This window comes from Acinetobacter sp. RG5, from assembly GCF_031844265.1.
Lineage (GTDB): Bacteria > Pseudomonadota > Gammaproteobacteria > Pseudomonadales > Moraxellaceae > Acinetobacter.
Genome location: NZ_JAUZUV010000004.1, coordinates 61,258 through 84,997, shown reverse-complemented (window position 1 = coordinate 84,997; position 23,740 = coordinate 61,258). Strand labels below are relative to the sequence as shown.

At 42.8% G+C, this 23,740-nt stretch carries 24 protein-coding genes, 1 tRNA gene and 1 pseudogene; 9 read left to right on the top strand and 17 right to left on the bottom strand.

The genetic code is table 11. The features are described from left to right. Positions 1–65: 65 nt before the first annotated feature. The 6 genes from dapC to Q9R21_RS05915 all read right to left on the bottom strand — a co-directional run bounded on the left by dapC (position 66) and on the right by Q9R21_RS05915 (position 7,116). On the bottom strand, positions 66–1,235 hold the full coding sequence (gene dapC, locus Q9R21_RS05940; RefSeq protein ID WP_311203904.1) for a succinyldiaminopimelate transaminase: 1,170 nt from the start codon (positions 1,233–1,235) through the stop codon (positions 66–68). A 17-nt stretch (positions 1,236–1,252) separates the two neighbouring features. Further along, positions 1,253–3,925, bottom strand: a complete 2,673-nt coding sequence (glnD, locus tag Q9R21_RS05935) for a [protein-PII] uridylyltransferase (protein WP_311203903.1) — start codon at positions 3,923–3,925, stop codon at positions 1,253–1,255. A gap of 26 nt (positions 3,926–3,951) precedes the next feature. Next, on the bottom strand, positions 3,952–5,166 hold the full coding sequence (gene purT, locus Q9R21_RS05930) for a formate-dependent phosphoribosylglycinamide formyltransferase (RefSeq protein ID WP_171057027.1): 1,215 nt from the start codon (positions 5,164–5,166) through the stop codon (positions 3,952–3,954). 115 nt (positions 5,167–5,281) lie between these two features. Next, positions 5,282–5,926 (bottom strand): hypothetical protein, encoded by a 645-nt coding sequence (locus tag Q9R21_RS05925; RefSeq protein ID WP_311203902.1) that lies wholly within the window; start codon positions 5,924–5,926, stop codon positions 5,282–5,284. A 93-nt stretch (positions 5,927–6,019) separates the two neighbouring features. Continuing rightward, a complete protein-coding gene (gene ygaH / locus Q9R21_RS05920; RefSeq protein WP_224217193.1) occupies positions 6,020–6,367 on the bottom strand; it encodes an L-valine transporter subunit YgaH in 348 nt (115 codons plus the stop codon). Further along, positions 6,364–7,116: an AzlC family ABC transporter permease gene (locus Q9R21_RS05915; RefSeq protein ID WP_004278940.1), complete on the bottom strand. Its 753-nt coding sequence runs from the start codon at positions 7,114–7,116 to the stop codon at positions 6,364–6,366. Before Q9R21_RS05915 ends, ygaH begins: the two co-directional genes overlap by 4 nt. A 103-nt stretch (positions 7,117–7,219) precedes the next feature. Between Q9R21_RS05915 and Q9R21_RS05910 the strand changes: the two genes are divergently transcribed. Further along, positions 7,220–7,717, top strand: a complete 498-nt coding sequence (locus Q9R21_RS05910) for a hypothetical protein (RefSeq protein WP_005106524.1) — start codon at positions 7,220–7,222, stop codon at positions 7,715–7,717. Between the two features lie 190 nt (positions 7,718–7,907). Here Q9R21_RS05910 and Q9R21_RS05905 read toward each other — a convergent pair whose 3' ends face one another. Continuing rightward, on the bottom strand, positions 7,908–8,525 hold the full coding sequence (locus tag Q9R21_RS05905; RefSeq protein ID WP_311203901.1) for a superoxide dismutase: 618 nt from the start codon (positions 8,523–8,525) through the stop codon (positions 7,908–7,910). Between the two features lie 213 nt (positions 8,526–8,738). Then, entirely contained in the window at positions 8,739–9,830 is a 1,092-nt protein-coding gene (ychF, locus tag Q9R21_RS05900; RefSeq protein ID WP_004645523.1) for a redox-regulated ATPase YchF, read from the bottom strand. Between the two features lie 294 nt (positions 9,831–10,124). Here ychF and Q9R21_RS05895 point away from each other — a divergent pair, with 294 nt between their 5' ends. After that, entirely contained in the window at positions 10,125–10,889 is a 765-nt protein-coding gene (locus tag Q9R21_RS05895; protein WP_219309031.1) for a glutathione S-transferase family protein, read from the top strand. A 64-nt stretch (positions 10,890–10,953) separates the two neighbouring features. On the opposite strand, the pseudogene Q9R21_RS05890 reads toward Q9R21_RS05895, so the two are convergent. Next, positions 10,954–12,331: pseudogene (locus Q9R21_RS05890) on the bottom strand (hypothetical protein). Between the two features lie 380 nt (positions 12,332–12,711). Between Q9R21_RS05890 and Q9R21_RS05885 the strand changes: the two are divergent. Next, entirely contained in the window at positions 12,712–13,182 is a 471-nt protein-coding gene (locus Q9R21_RS05885) for an Lrp/AsnC family transcriptional regulator (protein WP_004645518.1), read from the top strand. A 68-nt stretch (positions 13,183–13,250) separates the two neighbouring features. Here Q9R21_RS05885 and Q9R21_RS05880 read toward each other — a convergent pair whose 3' ends face one another. Both Q9R21_RS05880 and Q9R21_RS05875 read right to left on the bottom strand, forming a co-directional pair. Then, positions 13,251–14,000 (bottom strand): YebC/PmpR family DNA-binding transcriptional regulator, encoded by a 750-nt coding sequence (locus Q9R21_RS05880; protein ID WP_004731522.1) that lies wholly within the window; start codon positions 13,998–14,000, stop codon positions 13,251–13,253. 247 nt (positions 14,001–14,247) lie between these two features. Beyond that, on the bottom strand, positions 14,248–14,802 hold the full coding sequence (locus tag Q9R21_RS05875) for a 1-acyl-sn-glycerol-3-phosphate acyltransferase (protein ID WP_026056524.1): 555 nt from the start codon (positions 14,800–14,802) through the stop codon (positions 14,248–14,250). An 800-nt stretch (positions 14,803–15,602) separates the two neighbouring features. On the opposite strand from Q9R21_RS05875, the gene Q9R21_RS05870 reads away from it, so the two are divergent. Then, positions 15,603–15,679, top strand: a tRNA-Ile gene (locus Q9R21_RS05870). A gap of 671 nt (positions 15,680–16,350) precedes the next feature. After that, entirely contained in the window at positions 16,351–16,587 is a 237-nt protein-coding gene (locus Q9R21_RS05865; protein WP_034438286.1) for a hypothetical protein, read from the top strand. A 7-nt stretch (positions 16,588–16,594) separates the two neighbouring features. Here Q9R21_RS05865 and bioB read toward each other — a convergent pair whose 3' ends face one another. The 3 genes from bioB to queG form a co-directional block, all read right to left on the bottom strand. Beyond that, on the bottom strand, positions 16,595–17,596 hold the full coding sequence (gene bioB / locus Q9R21_RS05860) for a biotin synthase BioB (RefSeq protein WP_311203900.1): 1,002 nt from the start codon (positions 17,594–17,596) through the stop codon (positions 16,595–16,597). 134 nt (positions 17,597–17,730) lie between these two features. Continuing rightward, on the bottom strand, positions 17,731–17,934 hold the full coding sequence (locus Q9R21_RS05855; RefSeq protein WP_004278929.1) for a hypothetical protein: 204 nt from the start codon (positions 17,932–17,934) through the stop codon (positions 17,731–17,733). Positions 17,935–18,038: 104 nt separating this feature from the next. Continuing rightward, positions 18,039–19,133 (bottom strand): tRNA epoxyqueuosine(34) reductase QueG, encoded by a 1,095-nt coding sequence (queG, locus tag Q9R21_RS05850; protein WP_311203899.1) that lies wholly within the window; start codon positions 19,131–19,133, stop codon positions 18,039–18,041. 23 nt (positions 19,134–19,156) lie between these two features. Between queG and Q9R21_RS05845 the strand changes: the two genes are divergently transcribed. Continuing rightward, complete coding sequence (locus Q9R21_RS05845; RefSeq protein WP_311203898.1) at positions 19,157–20,614, top strand: NAD(P)H-hydrate dehydratase; 1,458 nt, start codon at positions 19,157–19,159, stop codon at positions 20,612–20,614. Positions 20,615–20,624: 10 nt separating this feature from the next. Continuing rightward, positions 20,625–20,897 carry an acylphosphatase gene (locus tag Q9R21_RS05840; RefSeq protein WP_004278926.1) on the top strand — a complete coding sequence of 91 codons (273 nt, stop codon included), beginning with the start codon at positions 20,625–20,627 and terminating at the stop codon, positions 20,895–20,897. A gap of 3 nt (positions 20,898–20,900) precedes the next feature. Here the strand turns inward: Q9R21_RS05840 and ruvC are convergent, their stop codons facing one another. Continuing rightward, complete coding sequence (gene ruvC / locus Q9R21_RS05835) at positions 20,901–21,446, bottom strand: crossover junction endodeoxyribonuclease RuvC (RefSeq protein WP_004278925.1); 546 nt, start codon at positions 21,444–21,446, stop codon at positions 20,901–20,903. Between the two features lie 125 nt (positions 21,447–21,571). Here ruvC and Q9R21_RS05830 point away from each other — a divergent pair, with 125 nt between their 5' ends. Together Q9R21_RS05830 and Q9R21_RS05825 are read left to right on the top strand one after the other, a co-directional pair. Then, positions 21,572–22,138 (top strand): FxsA family protein, encoded by a 567-nt coding sequence (locus Q9R21_RS05830; RefSeq protein ID WP_005247360.1) that lies wholly within the window; start codon positions 21,572–21,574, stop codon positions 22,136–22,138. Positions 22,139–22,255: 117 nt separating this feature from the next. Then, complete coding sequence (locus Q9R21_RS05825) at positions 22,256–22,894, top strand: LysE family transporter (RefSeq protein ID WP_311203897.1); 639 nt, start codon at positions 22,256–22,258, stop codon at positions 22,892–22,894. Here the strand turns inward: Q9R21_RS05825 and Q9R21_RS05820 are convergent. Both Q9R21_RS05820 and Q9R21_RS05815 read right to left on the bottom strand, forming a co-directional pair. Next, entirely contained in the window at positions 22,878–23,084 is a 207-nt protein-coding gene (locus Q9R21_RS05820) for a hypothetical protein (RefSeq protein ID WP_311203896.1), read from the bottom strand. The two genes, Q9R21_RS05825 and Q9R21_RS05820, sit on opposite strands and share 17 nt — an antisense overlap. A 144-nt stretch (positions 23,085–23,228) precedes the next feature. Next, complete coding sequence (locus tag Q9R21_RS05815; protein WP_243474588.1) at positions 23,229–23,474, bottom strand: hypothetical protein; 246 nt, start codon at positions 23,472–23,474, stop codon at positions 23,229–23,231. Between the last annotated feature and the right edge of the window lie 266 nt (positions 23,475–23,740).

Below are 23,740 nucleotides of genomic sequence, written 5' to 3'. Positions count from 1 at the left end.
AGCTCATCTAATGTTAATTAAAAAACCCACTTATCTAAAGTGGGTTTTTTAGTGATGACTTAAACTTAGAGAATGGCTTTCAGGCGTTGAATGACTTCTTCACATTGCGCCAGATCGGCTACGAGTGCTAAACGCACATGATTTTCACCCGGATTACCTTGTTCGGTATCGCGGGATAAATAACGACCCGGAAGAACTTTAATATGTGCTTCTTCCATCAAACGTTTGGCAAAGGCTTCATCATTGTCGACTTTTAACCAGTAATAGAAACCTGCATCCGGTTTTTTGAGTGGCAGCAGATGACCGAGTTCTTTCTGGAATAAATCAAACTTGGCACGGTATTGCACCCGGTTTTCTTCCACATGTGCTTCATCATCCCAGGCAGCAATTGAAGCTAACTGGTGCTGAACCGGCATCGCTGCGCCGTGGTAAGTACGGTATTGCAAATAAGGTTTTAACAGGCTGGCATCACCGGCAACAAAACCTGAACGCATGCCTGGGAGGTTAGAGCGTTTAGACAGTGAATGGAACACCACACAGTTTTTATAGTCATCCCGGCCGATTTCAGCACAAACTTCCAGTAAACCTACGGGTGCCTGATCAAACCAGAGTTCTGAATAACATTCATCTGAAGCAATCACAAAGTTGTATTGATCCGACAGGGCAATCAGTTTTTTAAACTGTTCTTTCGACAGCACTGCACCGGTTGGATTGCCCGGGGTACAGACAAATAGCAGTGCAGTTTTTTCCCAGACTTCTGCCGGAACAGCATCAAAGTCACCAAGGTAGTTATTTTCCTCAGTACAGTTGATGAAATAAGGTTTGGCCCCTGCGAGCAGTGTTGCGCCTTCATAAATCTGATAAAACGGATTTGGCATCACCACATAAGTTGCATCTTCACGATTCACCAAAGCCTGTACAAACGAGAAAATCGCTTCACGCGTACCGGAAACAGGCAGGATATTGCTGTCTGTACTAATGCTATTGAGCTTAAAACGGCGTGTCAGCCATTGGGCAATACTTTCGCGTAGCTCAGGCAGGCCTTTACTGTTTGGATAGGTCGATAAATGTTTAAAGTTATCAATAATCGCTTGTTTCACAAACTCCGGTGCAGGATGCTTTGGTTCACCAATCGACAGGGGAATTAAGGGCATATTTGCAGGCTGGATATCCGCAAAAAGCTGATTTAACTTTTCAAACGGATAAGGGTGCAGTAGAGACAAGCTAGAGTTCATGAATAAGTAACCGCGTTTTAATGTGAGTGTTGACTACAAACCTGATGAGAGGCTTCATCCAGTGCAGTTTTAAGTGCAGCTGCAAATTCAGCAGATTCTTCAGGTGTCATAGGGTTGCCATCTTTTTTGGTGACAAAAAATATGTCTTCGGCACGTTCGCCAAGTGTAGCAATTTTGGCAGAGTGGATATCCAGGCCTTGCATCATAAATAAACCACCGATTTTGGCAAGTAAACCAGGATGATCGAGAGTAGCGATTTCGACCATATTTTGATTCAAGGCAGGATTGATACTAATATCGACTGTATTTTCAATATCGAAATGACGTAATTGACGCGGAATCCGGCGCTGCATCAGGCCCGGATATTCATCAGAATGACTCAAGGCATCTTTCAGAGCTTCAATCACTGTGGCTTCGCGTTCCGGATCGGTCAATAAGGTACCAAAACGGTCCAGTACTACATAGGTATCCAGACTGAAGGCTTTAGTCGCTGTAATAATCCGTGCGTCTTGTACATCCAGATTCATACGATCCAGAATAGCCACGGTGGTGGCAAACAGGTTGGGTTGATCCTGCGTATAAATAAAGATCTGTACCGCATCCTGCGCATATTTACGGTGCGCCCGCATCAGCACCAGTGGGGCAGGATTATCGCCGTGTTGTAAAATGGCACGGGTATGCCAGGCAATTTCATCTGCTGTTTCTTTGAGGAAATAGTCATCACCAAGTTCCTGCCAGACTTTTTCTACTTCATCCAGTGAGAAGTCCTGAACCAGAAGTTCACTGGCTGCAAATTTAGTATCTTCAATCAGCATTTGATAATCAACCGGACGGCCCAGACCAGAACGGATTACGTCACGTGCCTGAGTATATAGTTGACGCATCAGCGAAGCGCGCCAGGTATTCCACAGCTTCGGATTGGTGGCGTTAATATCGGCGACTGTTAGGGTGTACAGATAGTCCAGATGTTCCATGTCACCCATTTTTTCGGCGAATTCTTTGACCACATCCGGATCGGAAATATCTTTTTTCTGGGCAGTCACCGACATCATCAGATGATTTTGGATCAGCCAGGCCACCAGATTACTTTCGCGTTCAGTAAAGCCATGGCTACGGCAGAATTTAATCGCGTCGCTGGCACCGAGTTCACTGTGGTCACCGCCACGACCTTTAGCAATATCATGGAAAATTGCTGCCAGATAGACTATGTCACGACGGGTCAGACGCTGAAACACTGAACTGACCACCGGAAATTCCTTGGCAAATTCAGGTTCTTTAAAGCGGTTTAAATTACGCAGCAGCAATAAGGTATGTGCATCGACCGTATAGATATGGAACAGGTCATATTGCATCAGTCCCAGAATCTGTCCAAAGGCCGGGATGTAATTTCCAAGCACACCATAACGCTTCATCGCGACCATAGTATCGTAGAGTCGATGCGGTGAACGGATAATCGCCATAAATAGCGCCTGATGCACCGGATTATCACGAAAATCCTGATCAATGCGTTTTCCAGCCAGGGTCAGCAGGCGTAAAGTACGCGCACGAATACCTTCGATCTCAGGACGATTGGCTAGTAAATAGAAAATTTCCAGAATTGCGTTTGGATTTTCCGAGAAAATCTTGTGATGCTGCACAGCCAGTTTGCCATCGACCAGTTTAAAGTTCTGGTTGATTTCTTCGATCTGGCGTTCATATTGCGGTAAACGTGGCGTAATGACCGATTCATTAAAATAGGCCAGCAGCATTTCGTTCAGCGTAGACACTTGCTGTGCACTGCGATAATAGCGCTTCATGAACTGTTCAATTGGATAGTTCGGATGATGCGCCTCTTCACGTACATAGCCAAATTTGGCAGCAATATCACGCTGATAATCGAACAATAAGCGGTTTTCATCGCGCTTGGTCAGGCGGTGCAGGTGATGACGGATTTCCCAGAGGAAACTTTCGGCTTCCTCAAGCACACCGAGTTCAAATTCTGAAATAAAACCGAGATGTACCAGATCATAAATGCGATTGACGCGGAAATGCCGTTTGGCAATCCAGCCAATCTGGTTGATATCACGGATGCCACCCGGCGCATTTTTAATATCCGGTTCCAGATTGCTTTCGGTATTGTTGTGCTGAGCATAGCGTTTATGCTGCTCATCCATCTTGGCATCAAAAAAAGTTTTGTCAGTCCAGGTACGTGACACGATACGACGTGGCCATCTACACAGGTTTTCATTGCCAATAATCAGGCGGGCTTCGATCAGGGTGGTGGCGACGGTCAGATCACTGCTGGCCTGATTGACACATTCATTGATGGTGCGGACACTGATACCGGGTTTGAAATTCCCCACGTCCCAAAGCGATGAAATGAATGTAGAAATCAGTTGTTCCTGTTCCGGGTTAATCTCGTCTTCTGACAAGATCATGATGTCGACATCAGAATAAGGCAGCATTTCACGACGGCCATAGCCTCCGACTGCAAACAGGGCCAAATCAGTTTGATCCAGTTCGGCATGCTGCCAGAGAAACTGCAATGCTTCATCAATCAGGTTGGAACGCGCCAGAATAATATCCCGAATCGACTGGCCATTTTCAAAACTTTCCTGAAGCTGATTTTCGACATCACTGCGCCATTGATTGATGGCTTTAATGTCATGGTTGCTTTTAGCGTAATTCAGCAGTGGATGGGTGTTGATCATGTACAGTCGTCCGTTGGTATTTTAGCTTAGTTTTGGTTGACGCTAACTTGGTTGGCGACCTGGAGGGCCAGTTCACGTGCCTGTTCAATAGTTTCTGCACGTGCCGTGGCAACGCCCATACGACGACGTTTAAAACCTTCTGGTTTACCAAACAGGCGCAAATCGGTATTGCCGTCTGCTAAAGCAAGATTCAGGCCAGAAAATGAAAGATTACGGCCATCTACTCCAGCATAAATTACCGCACTGGCAGCCACACTATGTCGTGCAGTATTCACCGGCAAGCCTAAAATAGCACGTGCATGCAGCTCAAATTCACTTTGAAATTGGGAGGCTAAAGTCACCAGTCCAGTATCGTGTGGACGCGGAGAAACCTCACTAAACCATACTTTGTCGCCTTTTACAAAGAGTTCTACACCAAAGATTCCGCAACCACCAAGTGCTGTGGTGACCTTGTTGGCAATACGCTTGGATTCTTCCAGCGCGGCTGGAGTCATCGGTTGAGGCTGCCAGCTTTCCACATAATCACCTGAGTCCTGACGATGTCCGATCGGGTCGCAATAAGACGTTTCGATTTCGCCGGTTTCTGGATTTTTTGCACGAACAGTCAATAAGGTAATTTCAAAATCAAAGTCAATTTGTGATTCTACAATCACAGTACCCTGATTGACCCGGCCACCGGTTTGCGCATATTCCCAGGCAGCATCGACTTCATCAAAACGGGTAACACGAGACTGACCTTTGCCTGAAGATGACATCACCGGTTTCACAAAGTTTGGATAGCCGACATCGTCACAGGCCGCGCGGAAGGATTCTAAACTGTCGGCAAAACGGTAAGCTGAAGTTGGCAGACCGAGTTCTTCCGCAGCCAGACGACGAATACCTTCACGGTTCATGGTCAGATTGACGGCTTTAGCAGAAGGAATGACTGTAGCAATGTTCTGGGCTTCTATTTCAAGCAGAACTTCGGTCGCAATCGCTTCAATTTCAGGAACAATTAAATGTGGCTGGATTTGATTGATGAGTTGTTTGAGTTCTACAGCATCTGCCATATTCAAGGTATAGGAATAATGCGCAACCTGCATGGCAGGGGCATGATCATAACGGTCAGCAGCATGAACTTCGACTCCAAGGCGTTGTAGTGAAATCACCACTTCCTTGCCCAGTTCACCAGAACCCAATAATAGAACTTTATAGGCAGAAGATTGAAGGGGAGTACCAATAGTCACGCTCATGTGGATCATCCATGGTTGATTTTATGGACTTTTAGCATAGCAGAACTGAGCCGACAGTTAAGCCAAGATTCATACAAAATTGTGATATTGACCAACAGTTTTATTTATAAAGTTTTTCTAGATTTTAATAAGGAGGCGCTGTCATTTTCACATCGCTGTCAGACTGCGTTTGCAGAAGATAAATCTCGCTTTGAGACTTGAGCTTTTCTATTTGTGCAACTTGTTCAGTATTGATATTTAGCATCTTTAACAGACGTAATGTACGAACATGCAGGAAATACGCATAGGGCAATACAAAAGGCAGTACAAAGCACAGCAAAAATAACAGTAGCCCAAAAACTGTGAATTGAATGCAGTCTCGCAAGATGGTGGTGAGCTGGAACTGATCTGCTGAAAAGGCGGTAGCTGAAAAAAGAATAAAAAGGAGCGCAAATAAACCAGCAAAAATTTTTAGAATATTCGGCAGGACACGATGTCTGAAGCTCCATTTACCTAAAATCAATGTCAAAGGATGAAGATGCAGCACGTATTGGCTCTGATTAAGCATAGCAATAATTTGATGGGTGCTATTCTTTTTAATATAAACCACCCGAACTTGATCTGCTGGTTGAGCATGTATTTCGACAAAATGTCCGGTAAAATTTTGAGCATTGATAAAACATTCAAAATATTGTGCCGGCACTTCATGTCGATGGAATACGGTTAACATTTCATCGCGCCGATGATGAATAAAGATTTTGCCTTCAATCACCTGTTTGACCTCAAACATGCGCATCCTTCCTTGTTTTTATTGTTATATAAAAAAGACCTATACTATGAGTTTAGCATAAGTCTTTGTTTCAATTGATCAACTAGTTAAAGCTTAAAAGGGTACTGCAACATAGGTGTAAACCAACCCATAGGTCAGTGCTGCGGTCAGTGTCGCCATCACGATCCGTTTAAACTTAAAGTACAAAGCCGTGAGCACAATAAAGCCAACCAGCATCGCAAAACTTTTATTCGGTGTTTCTAATAAAGGCGGCAGGGTAGCAACTACCAACATGGAGCTGATCGCAGCGATGCCAATTGAACCCAAGGCAATTTTTAGCCACAACGCTCCGCGTTTTTGCGAACCTTGCTGAAATTTTTGAATGACAAAAAACGGACCAAAGCGCGAGGCAAAATTGGCGATTCCGACTAAAATTCCGACCAGAATAATCTCTAGATTCATGCTTGATCTCCTGCGTGTTCAGGATCTGGCTGCTTCAAAATATAGTGCTTAAACAAGCCGGCGAAAATACCAGAACTGATACCGATAAAGATCGCGGCAGACAGGTCGATAAAATAACAGGCAATCGCAGACACCAGAATTGTGACAGCTACAACAAAAGTATGTTTTTTCTCAAAAGCGGCTAACAAGAAGCTCAGGAACAGCGCAGGTAACAAGAAATCCAGCGCAGCCTGTAAGAATTGCGGCAGGTTACTGACCTGATCGGCAAACAATCCACCGAGGAAAGATCCGAGTGCCCAGGACATCCAGCTAAACAGGCTTAAACCGAGCATCCAGGATTCTGACCATTCCTGTCGCCGTTGCGAGAGCTTGATCATGCCGGAGGCAAAAACTTCATCGGTCAAACCCCAAGACCAGATTGCCGTTTTCTTTAAATTCAGCCGGTCTTGAATCAGATTTTGTAACGCAGGGCCATAAAGCAGATGACGAATGTCTAAGGCAATCACGGTTAATGCCGTCATCCAGATAGATGTACCACTGCCTAAGAGCGCAACTACCAGGAACTGGCTGGCACCTGCATACATCGAACAGGACAGGAACAGTGCTTCCCAAGCGGTAAAGCCAAACTGAGTAGCTGACACACCAAAAGCAAACGACACCGGTAAATAAGTGAAGATAATCGCTTGGCTATCTTTTGCACCTTGCCAGAAGCCAGCAGGTTGCGTAGCGAGTTGATTCGGTTCAGACACGACACACCTTGAAGGAGAGTTGAACGATGGGTCAAATGAAGATTGTGTATTCTACGTGAATTTAATAGCATAGTGCCGAAATGTTTAAATTGGCGAGCCTGATATGTGGATGTTCAAGACACGTGCGATGCTGACTGCTGCTTTAATAAGCACGGCAATATTGTTACAAGCGTGTGGGAATGACAGTCAATCGACTGATAAGCCAGAAATTAAACCGGCACCTAAATTGACTAATGATGCGACGACTTATGCCAATGCCGCATGGCAACTGATCAATGAAGTGGATCCACTGGTCTATAATAAAGAAGTGGATCAGCTGGAAACACAGGTACGTCAACCAGCACGTAAATTGAGTACAGACTGGCGTATTAATGTCAAAATGACCGATTCGGTGACCGAAGGCAAATATGCTCTGTGTCGTAAAGCTTTGACCAGTCTGGAAATCTGGGCGCGGACGACCATGGAAAATGGCAACAGCCTGCAACAAAAACAGGCGGATTATGAGCGGGATAAACTGCAATGTCAGAATGCCATTGCCCATCCTGCACTCGGAAATACCGATCCTAAGCAAAAAGGTACTGCAATTGCCAATATGCAATAAACCTTTGCCCATTTAAATGTACTTATAAAAAGCCAGTCTGAATGACTGGCTTTTTTAGCAAAATAAACTTTAAAAATAGGGCATCCACACATGTTCTAATAAAAGCACCATGACACCGCAGATCAGCAGGGTGCTGCCAATCATGCGTTGAATCAGCATACGTGTAGACATGGCAGATCTCCTCAAAGATTTAAAGTGCGTTTAACGCTTCCAGATAACGACGATTTACTTCTTTCCAGTTCACGACATTGAAAAAAGCTGAGATATATTCCGGACGACGGTTTTGATACTGTAAATAATAGGCATGTTCCCAGACATCCAGACCTAAAAGGGGAATATTGCGATGCATCAGCGGAGAATCCTGATTGGCGCTACTTTCTACAATAAGCGTTTGATCTGGCGCCATACTTAACCAGGCCCAACCACTACCAAAACGGCTAAGCGCTGCTTGGGTAAACGCTTCTTTAAATGCCTCGAATCCTCCTAATTCATGTTCGATCGCTTTGGCAATTTCAGCTTCGGGATGACCACCGCCGTCTGGACTCATCACTGTCCAGAACAGGGAATGATTGGCATGTCCACCGGCATTGTTGGTCACGTTCTGTTTGAGTTGCTCGGGCACTTCATTGAATTTGCTAATTAATGCTTCGACTGATAAATCTTCCCACTCTGTACCCGCGATTCCTGCATTGATATTATTGATATAGGTTTGATGATGCTTGTTATGATGAATTTCCATAGTCTTGCTATCGATATGAGGCTCTAGCGCATCATAAGCATAAGGCAGTGCAGGCAAGGTGTAGCTCATTGGCAGGATTCCTTTGTAAGAATGGAATTAGGTTATTTTTCATTAGATTTAAGATACGCTCTAATTTAATATTTATATATGAGAATAGTTATCATTATTGTTAATATGTGTTGATCTTATGCGCTTTCAGAAAGGTTGTTATACGTATGAATCCTCTTTTTAAAAGTAATAAAAAAAGCCCCCAAGAAGGGAGCTTTTTCAAACAGCAACGACTTAAACGTTAAAACGGAAGTGTAAAACATCGCCATCCTGAACGATGTAAGTTTTACCTTCTAGACGCCATTTACCTGCTTCTTTCGCACCGGCTTCGCCGTTGTACTGCACGAAATCATCATAAGCGATACATTCTGCACGGATAAAGCCTTTTTCAAAGTCGGTATGAATCACGCCTGCTGCCTGTGGTGCAGTTGCGCCAACTTTTACGGTCCAGGCACGAACTTCTTGCACGCCCGCGGTGAAGTAAGTTTGTAGGCCCAGTAATGAATAACCTGCACGAATTACAACGTTTAAACCCGGTTCTTCCATGCCCATTGCTTCAAGGAATTCAGCACGGTCTTCATCTTCAAGCAATGAAATTTCAGCTTCAATCTGGTTGCAAAGTGGAACCACAATCGCATTTTCTTCAGCGGCCAATTTTCGCACTGCATCTAAATGCGGGTTGTTTTCAAAACCGTCTTCAGCAACGTTAGCAATGTACATCGTTGGTTTAAGCGTCATTAAACCAAAGCCACGAACCAGCTTGCGTTCGTCATCATCTAGGTCCGCTGCGCGAGCCGGTTTACCTTCATCCAGTAAAGGCTGGATTTTTTCCAGAACTGCTTTAGTAGCTAGCGCTTCTTTGTCGCCACCCTTAGCAGATTTAGTCAAACGCGTAATCGCTTTGGCTACAGCATCCAAGTCTGCAAGCGCAAGTTCGGTATTAATCGTAGCAATGTCATCTAGTGGATCAATACGACCATTCACATGAATCACGTTTTCATCTTCAAAACAACGCACAACGTGAGCAATTGCATCAGTTTCACGAATGTTGGCCAGGAACTGGTTACCCAAGCCTTCACCCTTAGAAGCACCTGCTACCAGACCTGCGATGTCTACAAACTCCATAGAAGTCGGAATAACACGTTGCGGTTTAACAATTGCAGTCAATTTGTCTAAACGTGGATCAGGAACAGGTACAATTCCGGTGTTTGGTTCGATCGTACAGAAAGGGAAGTTTTCTGCAGCAATAGCAGCTTTGGTTAAGGCATTGAAAAGTGTAGATTTACCAACGTTCGGCAAGCCGACAATACCGCAATTAAAACCCATGAAATAACTCACAAAAGCGTTATATAAAAATTGCCCCCGATTTTACATGAAAGCATGACTAAAGTCAGGTCATGTGCTTGTGGTTTATTGCAATCAAATGCTTCTGGCGACCTAAAATGACTCGCTGAGCTTTCCGGGATGTGTAGTGAGTCCACCAACCATAGAGGAATAATCAGCCAGTATTTTACTTTTGAATAAAAATCACATTGTTTTTCTAAAAGTGAGTGACTAAAGTATCTGAATAAAACAGCGGCCTACACGCCCTGATCCAATAACGATAAACATGGAGCATACATGCGAACTTTATACCAGTTTCCTTTATCTCACTTTTGCGAAAAAGCACGTTGGATGCTGGACCATAAAGAGCTGTACTATGTTGCTCACAATCTGATACCCGGGGTACACCGCGCTTTTGCCCGCCTGAAAACAGGCCAGAATCGTCTGCCTATTTTGCGTGATCAGGATCGATGGATCGCAGATTCCACCCAGATTGCTCTGTATTTGGATGATACTTATCCAGAACATCGTTTACTGCACGCAGAAGGGTATTTTCGAAATAAAGCTTTAGAAATTAATGAAATTACTTTGGAATTGGGTCGTCATGTCCGTCGCTGGATGCTCTCTCAAGCACTGACTTCTGATCATGAATCTCTGGATATTTTAATTGGTGAGCAGGGTTATCTGCGCCAGTTTGAAAAATTTTCTAAACCTTTGTTGAAAGCGATGGTGGCCAAGGGTTATGCATTGAATGAGGAAACTGTGGCGGAATCCAAACAGCATATTGATGTTGCGGTACAGCAGCTCAATCAGATGCTGGTCAGCCAAGGTGGGCATTATTTTGTCGGAAATCGTTTAGGTCTGGCGGATATTGCAGTCTGTTCCATGTTGGCACCGCTTTTGGCGATTCCAGGTACGCCGTGGGAAAAAGAAAATTTTGAAACCTTGTCCGAAGAATATCGTGACTATCAGCAGTATTTGAATGAGCTACCACTGGGTGAATATATTTGTCGTATTTACCGAACCGAACGCAATGCACGGGTAGACTGGCGTGGTATATAAGTTTAAACGCTACTTTCAAAATTAAAAAACGCGCATGAAGCGCGTTTTTTTGATGAGATTATGATTAACCCCAAGGATTAGTCTGGTCGATATCAATATTTTTAGTAAAATTATTGAGGAGTGAACCAAAATCAAATCCGGATGAAGAACCGCCACTGCCAATATTCTGAATCGTATCTTTAATGCCCGGCAGGAGAGCAGACAGGTCAATATTGGAATCAGTCGTACCCACACCTTGGACAAGATCACCGAGGTCAGGCAATTCAATCGAAGAGCCATTACCCACCAACAGACCAACACCTTCGGCAATACTGCCTAAGTCAAAGCCGTTTGAAGCAGAAGAAATACCTTCGATCATACCACCCAAATCCAGATCGCTACCGAGATTCAGATTACCCAATAACCCACCTAAGTCTATGCCATTTGAACCATTCGCGATTAGACCGCTCAGTAAGTCAGTGAAGCCACCGACATCAAAACCACCCGTTGCATTTCCGCCTACAAAGCCGCTAATTAAATCGGTAATAGCACCAAGATCAAAATCACTGCCTGCATTGCCACCAATTAACCCCCCCACCAGACCTGCAATTGCTCCAATATCTATATCACCTAAACCGCCAGAACCACCGATCAGGCCGCTAACCAACTGAGCGATTTGTGCAATATCAATCTCGCCATTGCCACCGATCAGGTTGCTGACCAGACCTGCGATTGCACCAATATCTACACCGCCCAATCCGCCAGAACCACCGATCAATTCAGCAATTTGCGCGATATCAATCTCACCATTACCGCCAATCAGGCCACCAACAAGCTGAGCGATTTGCGCGATATCAATCTCACCATTACCGCCAATCAGGCCACCAACAAGCTGAGCGATTTGCGCGATATCAATCTCGCCATTCCCGCCAATCAGGTTGCCGACTAGACTAGCAATCGCACTGATATCAATATTGCTTGAACCGCCGATCAGGCCACCGACCAGTTCAGAAATTTTACCAATATCAATATTGCCCGTACTGCCGCCCAATAAGCCGCCTACCAGTTGAGAAATAGCCTCAAGATCCAGGCTGCTGCTATTGCTCCCCATTAAGCTCTTTAATAAGTTGGTGACCTGGGTAATATTAAAGCTACCACCATTGGTTTGGGTTAAGCTACTGATCAGGCTTTGAATATTTAAACTTGAGGCATTCGAACCAGAAAATTGAGTTAATAAATTGCTGAGATTTGTCGTACTCAGGCTGCTTCCAGAAAGGAGATTATTTAATAATGAGCTGACTGAAGGTTGAGTATTGGATCCGGTGAGATTGCCAATAAGATTGGTGAGGGTACCTGATGTCGTTCCACCGAATAAGCCGCCCAATAAGCTCTTCGTTTTGGGTTTCGACGGTTAAAACAGGACTCACTTTTGTTTTTATCAAGCTTAAAAGTTTAGAAGCCATGACCGTTCCTTGTGTAATATTTTTGAAATGCGCTATTTTTGTTTTTAAAGCGCCTTTGTTTTAATCTATTTCTATACACTTGTAAAAGATGGACGGTTAAGTCGTGTAGGGGCTGACAGGAATAGCCTATCTGTTGCCATGTTTACCCAATTTAAATAATTTAAAAATAAAGATTTAATCAAAAATACCATTGGTCATGTTTTTAATTTATGCGATTAACGGTCATTTAAACCCTCCTGAAAACCGTATTTATAAAATGAAATCCCATTTGGGAAAAAATTTCAGAATATGAAAATTTTGTGAAAAATAAATAAATATTGTATAACAGAGATGGCGCAAAATTTTCTGCATCTATTGATTATTGATATAAGAGTATAAAAATGGAACTGGATCGTTTCGATAAACATATTCTAGAAATATTGACCCATGAAGATGTCAATCTGAATGAACTGTCCGAGCGGGTGAATTTATCTGTCAGTTCGGTGCATCGTAGGATCAAACACTTAATCGATCATAATATTATCAGTGGCTTAAAACGTGAAATCAATTACCAAAAATTAGGTTTCAGTCTGCATGTGCTGTTGCAGGTATCCTTAAGCAAACATGATAGCGATACTTTTGCCAAATTTCTGGAAGAACTGGAAAGTATTCCCGAAGTAATTAATGCCTTTTTGGTCACCGGTCAGTCGGCAGACTTTATTGTTGAAGTCGTGGCAAGAGATATGGAAAATTATAGTGAAATCCTGCTTAAGCGGATTGGAAAAATTGAGCATGTGGTGGCACTGCATTCCAGCTTTGTCATTAAAGAATATAATGTCTTTAACTGTAGCGGATTACTCAATAAAGTTTAATCAAAGCTAGGGTGGTCGACAGCCACAAAAAAACGCACCCTAAGGTGCGTTTTTTGAATCAGTGACAGTTAAGCATCAAGTTCTGCTAAAACAGCATCTGAGAATTCAACGTTGGTATATACGTTCTGTACATCATCCAGATCTTCAAGCATATCAATCATTTTCATGATTTTTTTCGCTTGATCGATGTCGGTGATTTCTGCTTTGGTTGAAGGACTCATCACCACTTCAGCATTGTCAGATTTTAAACCTGCAGCAGTTAAAGCATCTTGAACATCACCGAAAGCTTCAGGTGTAGTAATCACCAGGATTTCATCTTCAGTGACTTCGATGTCTTCCGCACCTGCTTCTAATGCCACTTCCATGATTTGATCTTCCAAAGAAACATCTTCAAAAGTAATCTCGCCACGTTTCGTGAACAGGAATGCCACCGAACCGTTAGTGCCTAGGTTACCATCAGTTTTAGAGAAGCAATGACGTACGTCAGGCACAGTACGGTTCAAGTTGTCAGTCATGGTTTCAACAATAACCGCAACACCACCTACACCATAACCTTCGTAGGTCACTTCTTTCAGGTCGTCGTTATCTTCGCCACCAGCACCACGTTGAATGGCACGGTTGATCACGTCACGTGTCATATTCACTGATAATGCTTTTTCAACCACAGCACGTAGACGAGGGTTGCTTGCAGTATCTGGACCACCAAGCTTTGCAGCAGTGGTTAATTCACGAATGTATTTGGTAAAAACTTTACCACGACTCGCATCTTGTTTTGCTTTGCGATGCTTAATATTGGCCCACTTGGAATGACCCGCCATGCGAACTATGCTCCTTGTAGATTGGCTGTATGCCTATCAGAATGCCGAAATTCTACCATAAGCGTTTTTTTAAAAAAAAGTGCCTGGATTTGAGATTTCAGGATAAAAACAAAAAAAGTGCAATATCGAGGAAAAATAGAAAGAGGATAGGGAGATTTATAATTCTATTTATACATTGATATAGACAGATGACTTGGACATAAAAAGCAAAATCGCTGATTATGTCCGTGCTTTTCTTTTAAAAAGCTTACTCTGGTATAACGATATCCAGACCAACCTTATCTTTATACAGTTGTTTGATCAAAGCCAGGTCATGCGCAAGGTCTGTCGGATAGATCTTGCCAAGAATGCCACCTTGCTTGGTTCTGGAATTGGCGTATAACAACACGATCGGTACATTGGCAGCCTTGGCAATATGCCAGAAACCGGTACGGATCGGTTTGCGTGCTTCACCCTGTTTGGCTCGTGTCGCTTCGGGAGCAATGACCAGATTGAACTTTTCATTGTTCTGAAAATGTTCCACCATCTGGGTCACGATATCTTTACTGGCCTTGCGGTCAACCGGAATACCACCAACAGCGTTTAATAGCGGTTTGAAAGGTCCTTTAAATAATTCTTTTTTGATTAAGGTATGAACCTTGAGGTCGTAAATCTGGAACAGAGCAATTGACAGTACCGCATCCATCATTGAGGTATGTTCAAATCCAATAATAACCTGTTTATCTTCAAGCACATCTGGTTCGACATGATATTGCCAACCTGCAAGTTTAAATGCAGATTCGCCAAGGAATTTATTTAGCATAAGCACAGATAAGTAAAAGCTGTATGTAGAGAACTGCATAATTTCATCTTGTTCGCCCATACAGTCAATAGGCTTTCCAATAAAATCAGCGAATAATGTAAAAATCTATGATTTATTCATCTTTTTAAGCTGCAAGATTAAGAGTTAATATATATAAATAAAATAATATTAATATCTTAAAAATATTAGTAGATACAAAAAAAGTCTTAAAATGATGAAAAAATGACTATCCAGAGCACACTTTAGTTATTAGACTTTTGTCGAAGAAGAAGACTGATACAGGTCTTTTCTATTTTCTTATTCTTTCTACTCTGAGATTGAAAAGTATGACGTACATGACAGCCTTCGTAGTCTCCTTATTGATTTTTGCGCTTATAATTGTATGGTCTTTGATCGAAATTAAGCGGGATTTACATAAAGACGAAGAAATGAAGTCTGAATTCTAGTCATTCTATCTTCTTGAGCTCAAGGCTATTCCTTTAACAGTGCTGCCTGAGCAATAAAGAATTTTAATACCTTATAGATATACTAAGACCTTAAATCTATCAGTTTTACCCTTAGTAGACCGGATTAAATTCAAGATGACAGGCTCATTTGTCTTAAATGATGCAGCATGTATCTCATTTTTCTATACGCCTCCTATACTGAAGTCTTAAGTAACTGAAATTTTGGCTAAGACTAGTCGCTTATGATTGCTGCCTAAATGTTCAAGCAGTTATAAAAGCACTTGTCTTTCCAAAAAATCTTAGCTAGTATTCATGACGCCTGAACTTATTGATAAATAAAGTTTTCAGCATATAGGGCCTATAGCTCAGTTGGTTAGAGCAGCGGACTCATAATCCGTTGGTCGACAGTTCAAGTCTGTCTGGGCCCACCATATAAAATAACCCCTTACGTGCATTAATCATAAGGGGTTTTTTGTTTTTGGATATTATGAAATCTGAAGTAAGCAATTCACTTAATTGATCGTCGTTCTTATCTCGAAGGACTTAAAATGGGTTGCCTCCACTGATAATGAACTTTTCTAGTTTGCCTTTCAATAAAGATTCTTCGTTACCAGCTTAATAAAAAAGCATCTCCCTCAGATATTACTTTTGTTATCTAAATTCCATAAACATCCTCTTTAATCAAAAAAAAAGTTCATATTTATGAAATAATTGTGATGTAGTTCAAAGAATATCTGCAAAAAAAATTGAAAAGTAGATGAAATGCATTTTACAACTGAAAAAATTATGCTAATTAATATGAGATGATTTTTTAGTCAAAAATCATGATGTTTCAGGACGGAATATCTTAAGAAGCGTATTAAAAAAATGATTAAACAGGAGTTTCAATGATGCTTCAGCTTTTAAGAAAATTGTTTTGTTTGCATATTTATGAATATGAGCAAATGCAAGAAATCGGGGAACACAGGGAGTGTCGTAAGTGCGGTACGAATAAGGACTAAAGTTTTTGCAAGAAAAGTGAGCAATGGCTCACTTTTTTATGCTTGTTATGGGCTAATTTCCGTTAAAATTAAAGGGAAATTTCATCACGATGAACAGGCATATGAGTAAAGATTTTCATGCAGATACCTATATCGTCGACAGCAACCTGGCAGATACGCTGCACTGGCTCAGCCTGCATCAAGATAGTTATGACTCCTTTAGCTATGATGCAGTCACGCAAGCGCTGATGGTGCATCATGCCAATGGAGTAGATCAAATCCGAGTCGGAGATTATCTGAATGCCCGTTATGGCATTTTAATTACTGCACATAACTTTTCTGCGAGTTCATCAACTTAAACAGTGATTAGCTTGCCATTGCATCTGTAGCCAGACTGCGAACACTTGGTTTTGGCTGTTCTGCAACTAAACCTAATTTTGCAAAAAGTTGCTGATCTCGACCTTGGGATGTATTAGGGGTCGTCAGCAGTTTTTCACCAGAGAAAATAGAATTGGCACCAGCCATAAATGCCAAAGCCTGATCCGAATCGCTTAAGGATTCACGCCCTGCAGAAAGGCGAATATAGCTTTTAGGCATCAACAAGCGGGCTACGGCAATGGTACGAATCCATTCAATCACATCCAGTTTTTCTACATCTGCCATCGGTGTGCCTTCAATCGGCACCAACATATTAATTGGCACAGATTCAGGATGGATTGCCAGAGTTGCAAGCTCATATAACAAACCAATCCGGTCATCACGACTTTCGCCCAGACCCACAATACCGCCACTACAGACTTTCATACCAGCTTGACGCACATGATCCAGAGTATCCAGACGATCATCAAAGCTACGCGTGCTGATGATATGTGAATAGTATTCACGAGAAGTGTCCAGATTATGGTTGTAATAATCCAGTCCTGCATCTTTCAAGCGTTCAGCCTGTGATCCATTTAGCATCCCCAGTGTCATGCAGGTTTCCAGACCGAGTGCTTTAACTTCACGTACCATTTCCAGCACATAAGGCATATCGCGTTCATGCGGGTTGCGCCATGCAGCCCCCATACAAAAGCGTGAACTGCCTGATGCCAGCGCCTGTTTGGCTTCCTGAATCACTTTATCGACTGCAATGCGTTTTTCAGCTTCCAGTTTGGAATCATAATGCGCTGATTGTGAACAGTATTTACAGTCTTCAGGACATTTACCGGTTTTAATCGAAAGCAGGGTGCTCACCTGAACGGTATTCGCAGTGAAATGTTCACGATAAACCTGTTGCGCCTGGAACACTAAATCGATTAAAGGCTGTTGATATAGAGCTTGTATTTCTTCACGTGACCAATCATTACGTACCGCATCACTACTGTTCATCTCTTTCCCTATCTGTGCTTATTTATCATTCGGTTCATCTTAATAAAAATAAGCTTTTGCTTCATTAGCAAAATATGACCTTATATAAATGACAAAGCCCACACGAGGTGAGCTTTGTTTTTTCAGTTGCCAGATTATTTATTACTGTGATTTCCATGAATATCCTGGCCATGCAGATCACTACGGTGCTGCTTGTTAAACACGCGCTGATCCTGTTCATGCTGATTGTTTTTTGGGGAATTAATCGGGCCATGTTGCGGCTGCTGCTGTTGTTGCTTCTGCTGGTCATGCTGAAGCTGCTCCAGCAGTTCTTGATTTGGATTTTTTGATGACATCATCTTTCCTCCACTTCATTTCTGACTATTTTTATTTATGCCATAGTCTGAAACATGGGTGTGTAAGGCTTTTAAGTGAAACTGTGACGCTAGGTAAAGATGGAAAATTAACTGGATTTTGCCAGTTGTTCTTGAATAGCCCAATCGATATGTACCTGCACAATTTCATCATGTTGATTACGCTGTTGCTGAAGGGCCGGAATAATCTGCCCATCAAAGGGTGCATTGCCCAAACCAATGGCGATATTGCGCATAAAGCTTTGATAACCCGTACGACGCATCGGACTGCCTTCAGTCGCACTTAAAAAGGTAGCTTCATCCCATTGCCATAAATCCAGTAAACTCATCTGATCCAGACCATGACGCGGATGAAAATCCTCTATCGAGGTGACTTGGGCAAAACTGTTCCAGGGACAAATCAGTTGGCAGTCATCACAACCAAAAACACGGTTGCCAATTCCGCGTCGTAAATCTTCTGGAATAATGCCTTTATATTCGATCGTCAGATAGGCGATACAGCGTCGTGCATCCAGCATGTACGGTTCGACAATCGCTTGAGTCGGACAGATGTCGATACAGGCGGTACAGGAGCCACAATGTTTCGTCGCAGGTTCATCAAAGGGCAGTTCGAGTGAAGTAAACAGTTCACCCAAAACAAAGAATGAGCCTGATGTTTTATGAATCAGCAAGGTATGTTTGCCTGTCCAGCCCATACCGGCACTTTCAGCCAGCGATTTTTCAAAAATGGGCGCAGAATCGGCAAATGGGCGTGATTCAAAATCACCTATTTTTTCCCGGATTTTTGTCGCCAAGGTTTTCAGGCGACCCCGCATGGTTTTATGATAATCCCGGCCACGAGCATAACGCGCGATAATGGCAGAGTTGGGTGCATAAGGGATATAACGTGGTTCTGGTGCGTCGACCAGATAATCCATACGCACACAGATAATGCTATGTGTGCCGGGAACCAGTAAGGCGGGATTGGCACGTTTTTCCAGATTCTCTTCCAGAAACTTCATGTCACCATGATAACCACGATCCAGATATTCCTGTAAGCGTGCTAATTCTGCTTGAGCATCTGGTTTGGCAATGACACAATCAGAAAAACCCAATTCTAAAGCCTGCGCTTTAATCCATGCTTTTAGCTCGGCTGGATCTTGTTGATAAACTTTAATTTGCGCTTGAGAATCGGGAGTTGCCATAAACCAAAGACAGAGAATAAGAAATGCAGCAACAAGTTTACCATAGCCGTGATCTACAAGCATGGGAGCAGCGCTGGTTTCAACAGCAAAATAGTTCCTACGGTTTAATGCAACAAGTCGCCTGGGGGATTAGTCAGCGGCTGATCACTTTATTTTCCCAGCAAAAAATAAAAAAAATCGCGGTCTGCTGTGGTCAGGGTAATAATGCCGGCGATGGCTATCTTGTGGCCAAATATCTCAAACAGGCGGGCTTCAGTGTTGATATTTATGCAGTTGAGTTGGGTAATTCCAAAGATTTAGCATCGGCTGTGCAGGAAGCTCAGCAAGCTGGCTTGCAGCCTTATTCGCATTTTGATTTTCAATCTGAATGTGAGGTCTATATCGATGCATTATTCGGAATTGGTCTGAACCGTCAGCTGGACTTTGACTGGCAAAATGTTATTCAAACGATCAATCAGCAAACTGGATTAAAAATCTCAATTGATATTCCGAGTGGATTGGATGCCAATACCGGCCAGCCTTTGCCTGTTGCGATTAAAGCTGACTACACTTTCACGGGTTTAGGGCTTAAGGCAGGACTTTTTACCGGACAAGGCATAGAATATGCGGGCAAGATCGAACTGATTTCTGCTATCCCGACAGATACTGAGCTTCAACCAATTGCTTGTCTTTCATCACATCAGATTCAATTGCCGAAGCGTGAAGCCTTTGGTCATAAAGGCAGTTATGGTCATGTCTTGGTTGTAGGTGGTCATGCCGATATGGGGGGGGCAGTGATCATGGCAGCAGAGGCAGCATTTGCTGCAGGAGCAGGTAAAGTGACGATCATCTGTGATGCAAAACATCATACTGCGATTTTGTCACGTGCACCGAATATCATGCTGCGTGATATCAATCTCTTAACTCAGGAGCAACGCCAAGCACTGATTCAGCAGGTCGATGCAGTGTGTTTTGGCATGGGGTTAGGTCGTGATCCTTGGGCAAAAGCGCAATACGAAATCTGGTTTGAACTGATTCAGCAATCTGATCTGGAGGTTGTTTTGGATGCGGATGCCTTATGGTTTCTGGCCAAGCAGCCTCAAGTTTTGAATTCCCAGACTTATGCGACTCCGCATCCTGGGGAAGCAGCCACATTACTGGCATGTAGCACTGCGGAAGTTGAAATGGATCGGATTGCAGCCATTCATGCACTGCAACAAAAATATCAGGGACAGTGGGTGCTAAAAGGTTCAGGCAGTCTGATTCTGGAAGAAAAGCTTTACATCTGTGATGCCGGGAATGCCGGTATGGGCACTGGCGGAATGGGGGATGTGCTGGCCGGCATGATTGCCAGTCTAAAGGCGCAATTTGCGCAAAAAATTTATTTGCATGAAATTGTGACGCTGCATGCACTTGCAGGTGATGAACTGGCCAAAAATGGCGAACGTGGCTTGCAGGCACAGGATATGAAACATGCGATTTATCAGGTCGTGAATCGCTAAGGAGAATAGTGTGCCAGTCATCAAACTGAATATTTCAGGCCAAGTTCAAGGAGTCGGATACCGTTACTGGTTTGCCGAGCAGGCTCAGGCGCTTGGACTGAAAGGATATGTGAAGAACTTGAGCACAGGTGAGGTGGAGGCCGTTATTGCTGGAACAGACTCCCAACTTCAGGAAATGATTACACGAAGTTGGAAAGGGCCTGCTCGTGCAATCGTACAAGCGGTTATTCAAGAGTATCTGGAATCTGAGCTAGATGCTCAAGACTTTATAATATTGCGTTAAACCTTATCGACGACGGCTACTGACGCGACTCCGGCCGCGTGCCATACCACCCAACGCATTCAATACCGCCATTTTACTCATACTGCCTGAGGCGTGGGCATGACAAATAGCAGCAGCTAAAGCATCGGCGGCATCCTGCTGCGGTTTGATGCTGAGTTTTAGAATATTCATTACCATCATCTGCACCTGTTCTTTATCCGCAGCGCCATAACCCACTACCGACTGCTTGATCTGGCGCGCAGTATATTCAGCGACTTTCAAATCCAGATTGACCAGTGCCGCAACAGCAGCACCACGGGCCTGACCGAGTTTTAAGGCAGAATCCGGATTTTGTGCCATAAAGACCTGTTCTACCGCAGCTTCAGTGGGACCATAAAATTTTACAATGCGCTCCACGCCGGCAAAGATCCGTTTTAAACGTTCAGGCATTTCTGTCGTTTCTGTTCTGATGGTGCCGGCATCAACAAAAGTCAGTTTGGAGCCGTCTTTTTCGATAATTCCGTAACCGGTTAAACGAGAACCGGGGTCAATCCCAATAATTAATGACATGCCCGCACTTTAAAAATAGAATAATGCCCATATTGTTACATAAGCGTATCAAAAAAGCTTGATCCTGATGAAGCAGTTGATTCCAGCATCCTATTATTTATTTTACTGAGATTAGATTAATTTTCATGAAATTATTTCTTATTATCCTTGCAGGCTTAATCCTAGAAGTATTTGTCTGGATTGGCGTGGGTGACCTCGTCGGGAGCATGTGGTACGTATTTTTCTGGTTTGTGGCCGCATTTTTTATTGGTATGAATCTGATCCGTAAATACTCGGCCGGTGTAATGCCACAAATGCAGCAAATGCAGATGGGACAGATGAGTGCAGATCCTGCATTAACAGGAAATTTACCTAAAATTCTGGCAGGTTTCTTTCTGCTTATTCCTGGATTGATTACCGACGTATTGGCAGTATTGATGCTCATTCCAGCGGTTCAGCAGGTTTTTAAGGCTGCTATAATGAAAGCGATGATGAAACGTCAGCAACTCATGATGGAAAAAATGATGGGTGGCATGATGGGCGATATGGGTGGTGCACAAGGCCAGAACCCATTTGCCGAGATGATGCGTCAAATGCAGGATATGCAAAATCAGCAATCAGGTCGCGGTGATTCCAACATTATTGATGGTGAAGCACGTGAAGTGAGACCTGAGGCGAAAAAAATTGAAATGAAAGATATCAATCCAAAATAAATGTTTTATTTAAAAAATTCTATTTAAGCCGAATCTGATGATTCGGTTTTTTATTGGAGCTTTCTAATCTCTTTGAACAAACGTTATAATATATTTTTATAAATTTACCTTATTTTAATGTCTCTGCTTTTTACGATCTGTCTCCTGCATTTTGTTGCTCAACTCAGTCCCGGCCCCGATATCTTACTTATTGCCAAAAGTGCTGCATCCACCACACGCCAGAATGCCCTGAAAATTATTGCAGGGATCTCTGCCGGTATCGTGGTTTGGGTAGTACTGACACTTGCGGGTTTTACTGTGTTAATTGGCCAGTTTCCATGGATCCAGCACGCCTTAATGCTTTTGGGTGGCATGTTCCTGGCGAAGATGGGATGGGCCATGTTAAAGGGTGGTGTGCATAGCTTTAAAAATAGACATCAGACCGACGACGATACGAATGGACAGGTGCAAGCTAAAAACTATTTTATGTTGGGCTTATGGACCAATCTTTCTAATCCAAAAACACTGATCTATTTTAGTAGCGTATTTTCACTGGCCTTAAGTTCATCTGCTTCAGATTATTTGAAAACACAGCTCGCAGTGATTATTCCTTTGCAGACCTTTATCACCTTTGCTTTATTGATGCTGTTGATTTCCCAACCAAAAATTAAAACCTTGTACCAGCGTTCGGGGAGTTATATTGATATGATTTCAGGCGGACTATTTCTGCTATTTGCATTGTGGTTATGGTATGACGCACTTATTCTAATGAATTAAGTGGTATATCTTCATTTAATGCTGGAGATATTGGTGAGGTCGGGGCAGGAGAGGCTAAATTGTCTGGTGTTTTAACAGCCGTTTGATAACGATTAGGCTTTAAGATGGTTTCAGTATTTTCAGAGCCTTGATAGCTACGGCTACGGTTGGCACGTTCGCGTAATCCACCTTTTTTAATTAACAGAACCATGGCACATCTCTCATTCAAATCCACAACTATTGTAAATCAAATCTGGATTTGATGAGGCTATTTTCCGCATAGCTATTTGAATTATTCAAGAGTAATAAAAAGACCTGTTTGAACCAACAGGTCTTTGTTGTGAGATGAATGAAATTAGCGAAGTCTTTTATCTTCTTCTTTTAAAACGTCAAGTAGAGAGTGTTGTACTGGAATTTCTTGTTGTGACTGTACATACAAATGCACCACTTTAAACACAATTGCTGTAACGAGGCAGGCTACTAGACACAAAACCCAAAAACCAAAAGGGCTGCGAATATGATGTGAGCCGCAGCTTGAGCATGATTTTTCTGTAGAGTCGACTACTTTTTCACAGCAGGCACAATGATATTGATACTGCATTGTTCTTCTCCCAGGATGTTATCCTTTTTATTCTTCGATCATGAAAGATGATTCAATTGGTTTTTTATCATAGGTAGAGCAGCATCAGCTTGCAATAAGCAATTGCTGATAATTACATAGAGACAATAGAGTATAAAAATTCATTACACAAGCAGTAGGATTTTCTTAAAATGTAAGAAATATTTTCATTAATCAAATAATAATCAATGAATTAAGAGTTAATTCTCTTGAAAATATACATAATAAAGCCCGCATCAAGCGGGCTT

Coding starts and splice junctions, on each gene's coding strand:
- dapC (WP_311203904.1), bottom strand. CDS start 1,235: ATGAACTCTAGCTTGTCTCTACTGCACCCTTATCCGTTTGAAAAGTTA.
- glnD (WP_311203903.1), bottom strand. CDS start 3,925: ATGATCAACACCCATCCACTGCTGAATTACGCTAAAAGCAACCATGAC.
- purT (WP_171057027.1), bottom strand. CDS start 5,166: ATGATCCACATGAGCGTGACTATTGGTACTCCCCTTCAATCTTCTGCC.
- Q9R21_RS05925 (WP_311203902.1), bottom strand. CDS start 5,926: ATGTTTGAGGTCAAACAGGTGATTGAAGGCAAAATCTTTATTCATCAT.
- ygaH (WP_224217193.1), bottom strand. CDS start 6,367: ATGAATCTAGAGATTATTCTGGTCGGAATTTTAGTCGGAATCGCCAAT.
- Q9R21_RS05910 (WP_005106524.1), top strand. CDS start 7,220: ATGTGGATGTTCAAGACACGTGCGATGCTGACTGCTGCTTTAATAAGC.
- Q9R21_RS05905 (WP_311203901.1), bottom strand. CDS start 8,525: ATGAGCTACACCTTGCCTGCACTGCCTTATGCTTATGATGCGCTAGAG.
- ychF (WP_004645523.1), bottom strand. CDS start 9,830: ATGGGTTTTAATTGCGGTATTGTCGGCTTGCCGAACGTTGGTAAATCT.
- Q9R21_RS05895 (WP_219309031.1), top strand. CDS start 10,125: ATGCGAACTTTATACCAGTTTCCTTTATCTCACTTTTGCGAAAAAGCA.
- Q9R21_RS05885 (WP_004645518.1), top strand. CDS start 12,712: ATGGAACTGGATCGTTTCGATAAACATATTCTAGAAATATTGACCCAT.
- Q9R21_RS05880 (WP_004731522.1), bottom strand. CDS start 14,000: ATGGCGGGTCATTCCAAGTGGGCCAATATTAAGCATCGCAAAGCAAAA.
- Q9R21_RS05875 (WP_026056524.1), bottom strand. CDS start 14,802: ATGCTAAATAAATTCCTTGGCGAATCTGCATTTAAACTTGCAGGTTGG.
- Q9R21_RS05865 (WP_034438286.1), top strand. CDS start 16,351: ATGAGTAAAGATTTTCATGCAGATACCTATATCGTCGACAGCAACCTG.
- bioB (WP_311203900.1), bottom strand. CDS start 17,596: ATGAACAGTAGTGATGCGGTACGTAATGATTGGTCACGTGAAGAAATA.
- Q9R21_RS05855 (WP_004278929.1), bottom strand. CDS start 17,934: ATGATGTCATCAAAAAATCCAAATCAAGAACTGCTGGAGCAGCTTCAG.
- queG (WP_311203899.1), bottom strand. CDS start 19,133: ATGGCAACTCCCGATTCTCAAGCGCAAATTAAAGTTTATCAACAAGAT.
- Q9R21_RS05845 (WP_311203898.1), top strand. CDS start 19,157: ATGCAGCAACAAGTTTACCATAGCCGTGATCTACAAGCATGGGAGCAG.
- ruvC (WP_004278925.1), bottom strand. CDS start 21,446: ATGTCATTAATTATTGGGATTGACCCCGGTTCTCGTTTAACCGGTTAC.
- Q9R21_RS05830 (WP_005247360.1), top strand. CDS start 21,572: ATGAAATTATTTCTTATTATCCTTGCAGGCTTAATCCTAGAAGTATTT.
- Q9R21_RS05825 (WP_311203897.1), top strand. CDS start 22,256: ATGTCTCTGCTTTTTACGATCTGTCTCCTGCATTTTGTTGCTCAACTC.
- Q9R21_RS05820 (WP_311203896.1), bottom strand. CDS start 23,084: ATGGTTCTGTTAATTAAAAAAGGTGGATTACGCGAACGTGCCAACCGT.
- Q9R21_RS05815 (WP_243474588.1), bottom strand. CDS start 23,474: ATGCAGTATCAATATCATTGTGCCTGCTGTGAAAAAGTAGTCGACTCT.